Origin of the sequence: Streptomyces sp. ATCC 21386, assembly GCF_018728545.1 — a bacterium.
Classification (GTDB): Bacteria; Actinomycetota; Actinomycetes; order Streptomycetales; family Streptomycetaceae; genus Streptomyces.
Genome location: NZ_JAAVVL010000001.1, coordinates 8,054,373 through 8,063,997 on the forward strand (window position 1 = coordinate 8,054,373; position 9,625 = coordinate 8,063,997).

Consider the following 9,625-nt stretch of genomic DNA (forward strand, 5'->3'; position numbering starts at 1 on the left):
GGGACCAGCGAGCGCGGGCTGATCTCGACATTCGTGAGTTCCGGTGCCGCCGGAATCAGCACGGACAGCCAACTGATCATTTCAGGATGAGGCACGTAGGCGGCGCAGGCATATGAGGCTGCAGGCCAGTTCGAGCAGGCCCTGGTGGAGATCGGCGCGTCGTTCGTATCGGGTGCGGAGCCGTTTGAACTGGTGCAGCCAGGCGAAGGCACGCTCGACCACCCAGCGCACCTTGCCCAGTCCGGAACCGTGGGCGACGCCGCGTCGTGCGATCAACGGCTTGATGCCGCGCCTCCACAGCAGGCGGCGGTACCTGTCGAAGTCGTAGCCCCGGTCGGCATACAGGCGCCGGGGCCTGCGGCGGGGGCGGCCCCGCAGTCCCCGAATCGGCGGAACGGCGTCCAGCAGCGGCAGGAGCTGGGTGATGTCGTGCCGGTTGCCGCCGGTGAGCGTGACAGCAAGCGGGGTTCCGTGGCGGTCGACGATCAGGTGGTGCTTGGAGCCGGGGCGGGCGCGGTCGACGGGTGAGGGGCCGATGTGGTCCCCCCTTTGAGTGCCCGGACGTGCGACCCGTCTACGGAGCAGTCATCCAGGTCCAGCAGGCCGGCACGGCGCAGCTCGGTCAGCAGGGCCGCGTGCAGGCGCGGCCATACACCCGCCTCGGTCCAGTCCCGCAGCCGGCGCCAGGCCGTCACCCCGGAGCAGCCCACCGTCTCCGCGGGGACGTCACGCCATGCGACACCGGTCCGCAGCACATACATCACACCAGCGAGTGCCACTCGGTCGGGAATGCGCAACCGCCCGGGGTAGCGATGGCGCCGCTCGGGAGCGGGCGGCAGGAGCGGGGCCACCCGTTCCCACAGGTCGTCAGGAACAAGATCAGCACGCACTCCGGACACCCTGCCGACCAAGATCGGCGAGCACAAGACCCGCGACTCAACTCATTCTGAAACGACCAGTTAGCCGGGCCCGGCGTGCAGGGACCGACTTCCGGCCCCGCCCGGCGGATTGCTTGACTCTCCCACGGAGGGAGAGTCAAGAGTGGAGCACATGCACAGGGACGTCGCCTCGCGGCCCACGTGGAGCATCGGGGCCGTGGCACGGCAGGTCGGTCTGCCCGTGAAAGTGGTACGGCACTGGTCGGACGTGGGCGTCGTGACACCGGTCGGCCGGACCGGCGGCGGCTACCGCCGCTACGACACCGCCGGCGTGGCCAGGCTGCACCTGGCCCGCACACTGCGGTACTTGGGGATGGGACTCGGGGACATCCGGGCCGCCCTCGACCGCGAGGACGGGCTCACGGAGGTGGCCGCCGCACACGTCGAGGCACTGGAGGCTCAGATCCGCCGCCTGCGGACCCACCAGGCCGTCCTGCGCACCGTCACCCGACGTACGACCCACGAAGGACTCGCTCTGATGACGCGCACCGCCCACCTGTCCCCCGACGAACGCCGCGCGCTGGTCCACGACTTCCTCACCGACACCCTCGGCGATCTCGAGGTGCCCGAGTTCCGCGAGGGGCTCCTCGCAGCCGGGTCCGGCATCCCGGACGATCCCACCGACGAGCAGGTGGAAGCGTGGCTGGAGCTGGGCGAACTCATCGCCGACGGGGACCTGCGTCCCGCCGTGCGGCGCATGGCCGAGTACGCCTCCCGTCAGAAGCAGGGAGTGCGGGACACCTCCGTCGCGGAGGAGATGCGCGCCCTCACCGACACCTGGACCGCGCGCGTCCGCGAGGCGATGCTGGCCGGCACCGCGGCGGACTCACCGGCCGCGGACCCGGTCGTCGCCGACGTCGTCGCCGCCTGGCTGCCCAGCCGCGCGAACACCGATAGAGCCGTGCACGCCGACGGTACCGAGGCCCGCGCACGGTTGTGCGAGCAGCTCACCGCCGCGGCCGAACCCGCCGTCGAGCGTCTCTGGCAACTGCTGTGCGTCCTGGGCGGCCGACCCGCACCCGCCGGCATCGCGGAGGAGGGCCGGTGGCTCGTCACCGCGCTGCGCGCCAACCCCGCGCCCGGTGCCCGCGACGCCGCACTCGAAGCCCTCTACGCGGACGACACCGACCCTTGGCCGGGCGGTGTCCTGAACGCCTTCACGCGTGTCCAGGACACCGTGCACACGCTCGTGCGCGCGGCGACGCCGGACCGGTTCGACCGGCCGACCCCCTGCGAGGCGTGGACCGTACGGGACCTGCTCGGACACCTCGTGTGGGAGAACATCATCTGGGGCGGCCTGGCCCAGGGCACGCCCCCCACCGCCGGTCACACCGAGGACCACCTCGGCGACGACCACATCGCGGCCTTCGAGACGGCCGCCGCCGGGGCCCGCGAGGCGTTCCTGCGACCGGGCCTGCTGGGCCGCTCCTTCGGACCCGCTCCCGGCCGTCGCGTGGTCGAGCAACTCCTCGTCGAACTGCTCGTCCACGGCTGGGACCTCGCGACCGCGCTCGGCCTCGACCGTGACCTGGAGCCCGACATCGCGCGCGCCGCCCTCCCGGTCGTCCGGGAGATCTACGGCGCCCTGCCCCGCACGGCAGGCGGCTCCATCGCCCCGGCGCGGCCCACCCCCGAGCACGCCCCGGCCCTCGACCGGGTGGCCGCTTTCCTCGGCCGCAGGATCCCCGGGTAGCGGCACGCCGGCGGTGGTCTAAACCAGGCCGGAGGTGACCCTGTCGAGGGCCGCCCGGCCTGCGGGACCCCAGGTCGGCTTGCCGCCGGGAAGCCCCCGGTCTCCGTTCAGGCCCATGAGCATGAGGAACAGGCACTTCATGGCGGCGAGTCCGCGGGCGCGGCGGATCGTCGCCTCGTCCGCACGCGCGTACACGTCGAAGAACCGTGCGGCGGCGCCCTCGGGAAGGACGACCCACGCGGCCGCGAGGTCCCATGCCGGATCGCCGGCGAACATGTCACCGAAGTCGACGACGCCCGCCAGCGTGCCGTCCTCGACGACGACGTTCGCGGGATGCAGGTCACCGTGCACCCACAGCGGCGGCCCCTCCCAGCCTGGGGCCGCGACGGCGTCGTTCCAGACTGCCCGGACCTCATCGGCCGTGTCGCCGAGGTCTACGGCGTGGAAGAAGTGGTCGAAGCCGCCGGTGTGCTCCCCGGGGTGACCACCGCGGTCCGTACTGATCGGCGCATCGGCGGGCGCCTCCGCGTGAAGCGCCCTGAGGAAGTGCGCCAACTCGTCAGCCGCGTGGTCCCCGCGGCTGATGGCGCTGTGGTCCAAGGGCTCGCCCCGGACCCAGGTCATGACGGTCCAGGGTCTGGGAAAGCGCGCGGACGGTTCGCCGGTGCGTACGGGCCTCGGCACCGGGAGCGGCAGGCGCGGGGCCAGGACGGGGAGCCAACGACGCTCCCGGCGCTGGACATCCGGTGCTCGTTGCGTGCGCGGCATGCGCGCGGCCAACTCGTCCCCGAGACGCCACATCTGGTTGTCCCAGCCGCCCGCCACCTCACGGATGGGCAGCTCCGCGAGGTCCGGATGCTGGTCCTGGAGAAGATCGCGCACCAGCTCCGCGGTGATCTCGATCTCGACATCGGTCATGCGGAGCCACGGTACGAGATCCGTCAACTCCACCAATTGACCGGTCAATTGATGGATTGTATGGTCAATGTGTCGGGGTATGGCTGGGCACCATGTCGCCAGCCGGCGGATTCGAGGAACGGACTGGTCAGTTGGCCGCGCCGCTCTACGTTCAGATCAGACGACAGATCGAAGCAAGGATCCGGGCCGGGGAACTGCCGCCCGGCACCCGGTTGCCGACCGAGAAGGATCTCTCCGTCGAACACGGCGTCAGTCGTGCCACGGCACAGCGGGTCCTCAACGACCTCGCGGAGGCGGGGTTGGCGATCCGCCGACGGCGGCACGGTACGTTCGTCGCGGACGTGGCGCGGCAGATCAACCTGCTCAACTTCGTCACCCCGGCGGCAGCCGCCAAGGGCACACCGGGCCGCCACGAGGTCGTCTCCGCACGGATCGTCCGGGCCGCCGACGCGGTCCTGACCCTCCCCGGCGCCACCGCGGACACGGCCGTGGTGGAGCTGGTCCGCCGCAAGCTGAACGTGCGCGAGGAGCCGCAGTCGGTCGAACGGCACGTGGTGCTCTTCGCGGCCGCCCCCGACCTGCTGAACGAGAACCTCGAAGACCTCGTCACCCTCCCCTATCTGCGGCGCAGGGGTGTGCCGGTCGACGCGATCCGGCTCTACCTCGACCCCGTGGTCCTCGGAGAGCGGGACGCCGCGCTGCTGAACAGCGAGGTCGGGACACCGGCGTTGATGCGGCGCAGGGAACTGCGCGCCGAGGACGCCACCACCGTCGAGGTCGTCACGACCCTCGTCCGTCCGGGAACCGCCGAGTTCTTCCTGGAGCTGCCGGTCCCGGCCATGTGAGCACCAGTCGCCTCGGAAAGGGGATGCGCGAACCATGAAGGTCATCATCATCGGTGCCGGCGTCCTGGGTGTGAGCGTCGCGAGGCAGCTCGCCGTCGCCGGCCAGGACGTTCTCCTCCTCGATCAGCGGGGAGCGGGCACGGGGACGAGCGCGACCACCTTCGCCTGGACCAATTCCAGCAGGAAGCCCGACCCGGCCTACCACCGGCTGAACCTCGCGGGCATGGAGGAGCACGCCAGGCTCGCCGAGCGACTGCCCGGTGCGCCGTCCTACTTCCCCAGCGGGGCACTGCAGTGGGCGGACGCCGCGAACGAGCAGCGGCTCGCCGACAACGTGGCACGACTGCGGTCCCTCGGCTACCCCGTGCGCTGGGTCACGGCCGACGAGGCCACACGGACGGCGGGCGAACTCCGCGTCCCGGCGACGATCACCTCCATCGCGCACTTCCCCGGCGAGGGGTACGTCCTGCCGGAGCTCTTCGTACGAAACCTGTTGACGGACGCGGAGCGGCACGGCGCCCGGTACCTGATCGGTGAGGTCGAGGCCGTCGACGACGGGCCGGACGCGGTCGCCGTCACCCTGGTCGGGGGCCGGGTCCACACGGGCGATCGCGTCGTCCTGGCGGCGGGCCGCTGGACCGGGCGGCTCGCCGCACGGGCCGGCATCGACATCCCGATGGTGACGGACACCGGTCGTGGAGCCCAGACGGTCGGCCTCCTCGGGTACGCCACGTCCCCCGCCCTGGACCTGCGCTGCGTGGTGCACAGCCCGGGTCTCAACCTCCGCCCCGCCGCCGACGGGGGCACCGTCCTGCAAGCCCTGGACCTGAACGCGGACGTCGACCCGGCGCAACCGCCGGCCGTCGACGGGGACCTCGCGCGCATTCTCGCCCGGCGGTTCACCGCGCTGCTGCCCGGCCCCCGCCGGGAGCCGCGGATCGACCTGCGGGTGGGCCTGAGGTCGCTGCCGGCGGACGGCCACACCGTCGCCGGCTACGCCTCCGAGCGGTCCCGCGTCTACTGCCTCGTCTCGCACAGCGGCGTCACTCTGGCACCGATCCTGGGGCGGCTGGTCGCGGCCGAGCTCACCACCGATCACGAGCAGAGCCTGCTCGGGTCCTTCCGGCCCACTCGGTTCCGGGGCGTGGCCCGCTCGGACGTCGAGGTGGATCAGCGGGCCGTCGGGCTGGGCGAGCAGTAGGGGCGCGTGCCGTACGGGTTCTGTCGTGTCCGGCGTCTCCCGCGTACAACCCTTTGCGCACATGGAGGGTCGTACGGTCGTAAGATCATCAGACAGGAGCATCACGTTGCGCGCACGCACCCTGCCGGTGGCCACGGCCGTCGTCCTCGCCCTCGCCGTCACGGTGCTCGGAGCGCCCTCGGCCGGTGCGGCACCCTCCGGCCTGGCGGACGACTTCAACGGCGACGGCTACCGCGATCTCGCCATCGGCACGCCCAAGGCGAGCGGCGGTACGGTCACCGTCCTCCTCGGGTCCTCCTCCGGCGTCAGCCGGACCCGGTTCGTGAACGTCACCCAGAACACCCCCGGCGTGCCAGGCACCTCGGAGAGCGTGGACAGGTTCGGCGAGAACGTCACCAGCGGCGACGTGAACCACGACGGCTATGCCGACCTGATCGTCGGTGCGCCCGGCGAGGAGGTCACCGGCAAGCCGCGCGGCTCGGTGACGATCGTCTGGGGCGGCGCGAACCCCTTCACCTCCGGCGGGATCGCACTCACCGCCCCGACCTCCGAGGCTACCGGGTTCGGCGAGGGGGCGGCCTTCGCCGACCTCGACGGGGACGGCACCGCCCAGCTGGCCGTCGTCGGTGACGACACGTTCTGGTGGTACGGCGACCAGGGCCCCACGCAGGACGGCGCGCTCGCCCCCGAAGTCGATTTCCTTCCGGACGGCGTACGGCTCGACGGCATCGTGGCCGGCCACTTCTCCTCCAAGGACGGCGGCAACGGTTACGAGTACGTCCTGCACGGCACCCGGACCGAGCCCGACGGCTCCCCCGCCCCCGGGTACGTCGGTGTGCTGCGCGGCGGGCCCGGCGACATCGGCTCCGCGCACACGGTCCTGACCGACGACGGGACGACCGGCTCGGTGGCATGGTGGTCGTCGGCGGTCGCGACGGGCGACATCGACGGCAACGGGTACGAGGACCTGGTCGTCGCCGACTCCGCGGGCGTCGAGGGCGGTTCGTTCGTGGTGCGGTACGGGTCGGCGTCCGGTCTGCCGCTCAAGGGCCGCACGTACCACCAGGACAGCCCCGGGGTGCCGGGCACCGACGAGGCGTACGACGCCTTCGGCTCCGCGCTGGCCCTGGGCGACGTGACCGGCGACGGGCACGCGGACCTCGCGATCGGCGCCCCCGGCGAGGACGTCGACGGAAAGCGCGGCGTGGGCAACGTCGTCCTGCTCAAGGGGAGTTCGAGCGGACTGACCACGACCGGCGCCCAGTCCTTCCACCAGGCCACCGCGGGTGTGCCCGGAGCGGCCGAGGCCGGCGACCACTTCGGCTCCTCGCTGCGGCTGCGGGACATCAACGGCAACGGCAAGGCCGACCTCACGATCGGCGCGTACGGCGAGGACGTCGTGCCGAACGGTTACGACGACGGCGCGGCATGGGTACTGCGGGGCGCGGCCGCCGGCCTGACGACCACGTCGGCGACCTCCTTCAACGCGACGGACTTCGGCTATCCGGTGGTGGCGGGCCGGAAGTTCGCGAGCGTCCTCGCCCGCTGAGGCCGTCGGGCACGGCCGGGGCCGCTCAGGTAGTGGAGCGGGAGTGCACGCTGACGGCGTACCCGGAGCCCTCCTCGTAGGGCTCGCCGCTCCACGTGGCGTACCGCTGACGGAGAGTCAGTCCGGCCTCGGCGCACCACTGGTCGAACTCGGTGAGGGTCACCGTCGGTTCCGGCAGCGGAAGATGGGCCGCGTCCAGGCCCATGCCCGTGACCAGCAGCCCGCCGGGGCGCAGTACGGCGGCGAGCTGCCGGACGACCGTCGCCTCGGTGCCGGGGGCCAGGAGAGGGATGACGTTCCCGGCGGCGATCGTCAGGTCGAACCCCGGTTCCAGGCCCAAGGTGTCCAGCCGGGTGAGGTCCCCGAGGAGCCACTCCTGCCCGGGGGCCTCCCGGCGGGCGACGGCGAGCATCGAGGCGTCGATGTCCACGCCGGTGCAGGAGTGCCCCAGTTCGGCGAGCCGGATCGCGATCCGGCCGGTGCCGCAGCCGGCGTCGAGGACCCGGGCGGCAGGCTCTGGCAGCAGCGTCGCGCAGAAATGAGCCTCGCCGTGGACGTCGTGCCCCGACGCGGCGAGCCGCGCGAAACGCCGGGCGTACTCCTCCCCGGCCTGTCCACCGGTCAGCTCGGCCCAACGATCGCGTTCTCCGGTCATGCCGGGATCTTAGCGGTGGGCTCCCGGCCGGGCCGGGGCACGCCGGCGGGCTCCCGGCCGGGCTCAGCTCTGGTCGACCACCGCGCGCAGCCGCTCGGGCGACCCGACCGGGGTGGCGGAGCGCGTGTTCACGGTCTGAGGGGATTGAAGAGCTCGATGCGTACAGCGGTGCAGGTCGGTGTGGCGAGCGTGGCGTTGGGGGCGGCGGCCTCATCACCATGGACTACACGTCCACCGCGAGGACGTTCCTGGACGGCCAGGGCGGGGACGACACCGTCTTCGGCGGTGCCGGCATCGACACCGTCCCCGGGCCGGTGCAGCGGCGGGAACCCGGTGCCTCGGACTTTCGGGGCCGAGGGATGGTTCCCGCCGCTTCGTGGTGCCGTTCGAGCGGCAACCGCGGGCTGCGGCTCAGGGGCGCGGGGCCACCGGCGCGAGCTTCGCGCGGAACTGGCGCAGCAGCGGCGGCTGTTCGGTGATGCGGAGGCCGGGGACGAGATGCGCGTCGCGGACCGTGCGGGCCAGCGTGCGGCCGATGTGGTCGAAGTGGCCGCGGGTGTAGGTCCTGCGGGGAATGGCCAGCCGCAGCAGTTCGTACGGGGCGCTGGTCAGAGGGGCGCCGGACTCGTCCTCGGTGCCCAGGTACAGGGAGCCGAGTTCCACGGAACGGATGCCGCCCTCCAGATACAGCCGGCAGGCCAGTGCCTGTCCGGGGAACTGGTGCGGCGGGATGTGCGGCAGCAGCCGGCCGGCGTTGAGGTAGAGCGCGTGCAGCCCGGGCGGCTCGACGATGTCGGCGCCGGCCGACCGCACCACGTCCGCCAGATAGGCGGTGTCCTCGGCCCGGGCCCGGAGGTACCCCGGGTCGGTGACCTCGCGCAGCCCCTGGGCGACCATGTCCAGGTCACGGCCCGCCAGGCCGCCGTAGGTGGGGAACCCCTCCGTCGCGATGAGCAGCAGCTCGCAGCGCCGGGCCAGCTCGCCGTCGTTCAGGCCGAGGAAGCCGCCGATGTGGGCGATGCCGTCCTTCTTCGCGCTCATCGTGCAGCCGTCGGCGAGCCGGAAGGCCTCCTCGGCGACCTGCCGGGGGCTGTGGCCGCGGTAGCCGGGTTCCCGCTGGGTGACCAGCCAGGCGTTCTCCGCGAACCGTGCCGCGTCCAGGATCAGGGGCACGCGGTGTTCCCGGCAGAGTGCTGAGGTGAGGGTCAGGTTGGCCATGGACACCGGCTGCCCGCCGCCGCCGTTGTTGGTGAGCGTCATGATCACCGCCGCGACGCGGCCGCCGTCGGGTCCGTCCAGGACCTCCTTGAGACGGGCGGTGTCGATGTTCCCCTTGAACGGCTCGGCGCTGTCCAGGTCCTCGGCCTCGGGGCAGGGCAGGTCCCAGGCCTCTCCCCCGGCCAGGGCGATGTTGGCCCGCAGGGTGTCGAAGTGCGTGTTGCTCAGGGAGATCCTGCCGGGGCCGAGGAGCGTTGAGGCCAGGAGCCGTTCGGCGGCGCGTCCCTGGTGCACGGGCAGGATGTGCGGGTGGCCGGTGAGTGCGCGGACGGTGTCGTGGAAACGGTGGAAGGAGCGTGAGCCCGCGTAGGACTCGTCGCCGTCCATGGCGGCGGCGAGCTGGGCGGCGGACAGGGCTCCGGTCCCCGAGTCGGTGAGCAGGTCGACGGTGACCTCGTCGGCCCGCAGGTCGAAGAGGTTGTACTGGACACGGGCGAGGGCGGCCTGACGCTGTTCGCGGGTGGTGACGGCGATCGGCTCCACTACCTTGATCCGGTACGGCTCCATGGTCGGTCTTCCCTTCGGTGTGCTGTCGGACGGGTGGGCGG

Annotated in this window: 8 protein-coding genes; 4 read left to right on the plus strand and 4 right to left on the minus strand. The window is 72.3% G+C overall.

The genetic code is table 11. From position 1 onward, the window contains the following. Positions 1-81: 81 nt before the first annotated feature. Positions 82-890, minus strand: a protein-coding gene (locus GWK25_RS34540) for an IS5 family transposase (RefSeq protein WP_215455454.1) whose coding sequence is annotated in 2 segments (ribosomal slippage) — positions 82-551 and positions 551-890 — 810 coding nt in all. Because the reading frame shifts where the segments join, the coding sequence is not laid out codon by codon here. Positions 891-1,050: 160 nt separating this feature from the next. Here GWK25_RS34540 and GWK25_RS34545 point away from each other — a divergent pair. Continuing rightward, complete coding sequence (locus GWK25_RS34545; RefSeq protein ID WP_251830510.1) at positions 1,051-2,631, plus strand: TIGR03086 family metal-binding protein; 1,581 nt, start codon at positions 1,051-1,053, stop codon at positions 2,629-2,631. Between the two features lie 18 nt (positions 2,632-2,649). On the opposite strand, the gene GWK25_RS34550 is transcribed toward GWK25_RS34545, so the two are convergent. Further along, positions 2,650-3,549, minus strand: coding sequence for an aminoglycoside phosphotransferase family protein (locus tag GWK25_RS34550; protein WP_215457811.1), 900 nt, complete (start codon positions 3,547-3,549; stop codon positions 2,650-2,652). A 92-nt stretch (positions 3,550-3,641) separates the two neighbouring features. Here GWK25_RS34550 and GWK25_RS34555 point away from each other — a divergent pair, with 92 nt between their 5' ends. The 3 genes from GWK25_RS34555 to GWK25_RS34565 all read left to right on the plus strand — a co-directional run bounded on the left by GWK25_RS34555 (position 3,642) and on the right by GWK25_RS34565 (position 7,144). Next, positions 3,642-4,394 (plus strand): GntR family transcriptional regulator, encoded by a 753-nt coding sequence (locus GWK25_RS34555; RefSeq protein WP_215455456.1) that lies wholly within the window; start codon positions 3,642-3,644, stop codon positions 4,392-4,394. A gap of 34 nt (positions 4,395-4,428) precedes the next feature. After that, the gene (locus tag GWK25_RS34560) at positions 4,429-5,595 is read left to right on the plus strand and encodes an FAD-binding oxidoreductase (RefSeq protein ID WP_215455457.1); all 1,167 of its coding nucleotides are present in this window, start codon (positions 4,429-4,431) and stop codon (positions 5,593-5,595) included. A 106-nt stretch (positions 5,596-5,701) separates the two neighbouring features. Beyond that, positions 5,702-7,144 carry an FG-GAP and VCBS repeat-containing protein gene (locus tag GWK25_RS34565; RefSeq protein ID WP_251829171.1) on the plus strand — a complete coding sequence of 481 codons (1,443 nt, stop codon included), beginning with the start codon at positions 5,702-5,704 and terminating at the stop codon, positions 7,142-7,144. Between the two features lie 25 nt (positions 7,145-7,169). On the opposite strand, the gene GWK25_RS34570 is transcribed toward GWK25_RS34565, so the two are convergent. Together GWK25_RS34570 and GWK25_RS34575 are read right to left on the minus strand one after the other, a co-directional pair. After that, complete coding sequence (locus GWK25_RS34570; protein WP_215455458.1) at positions 7,170-7,799, minus strand: class I SAM-dependent methyltransferase; 630 nt, start codon at positions 7,797-7,799, stop codon at positions 7,170-7,172. A gap of 411 nt (positions 7,800-8,210) precedes the next feature. Further along, the coding region (locus tag GWK25_RS34575; protein WP_251829172.1) for a tryptophanase at positions 8,211-9,625 on the minus strand (1,415 nt) is incomplete at its 5' end.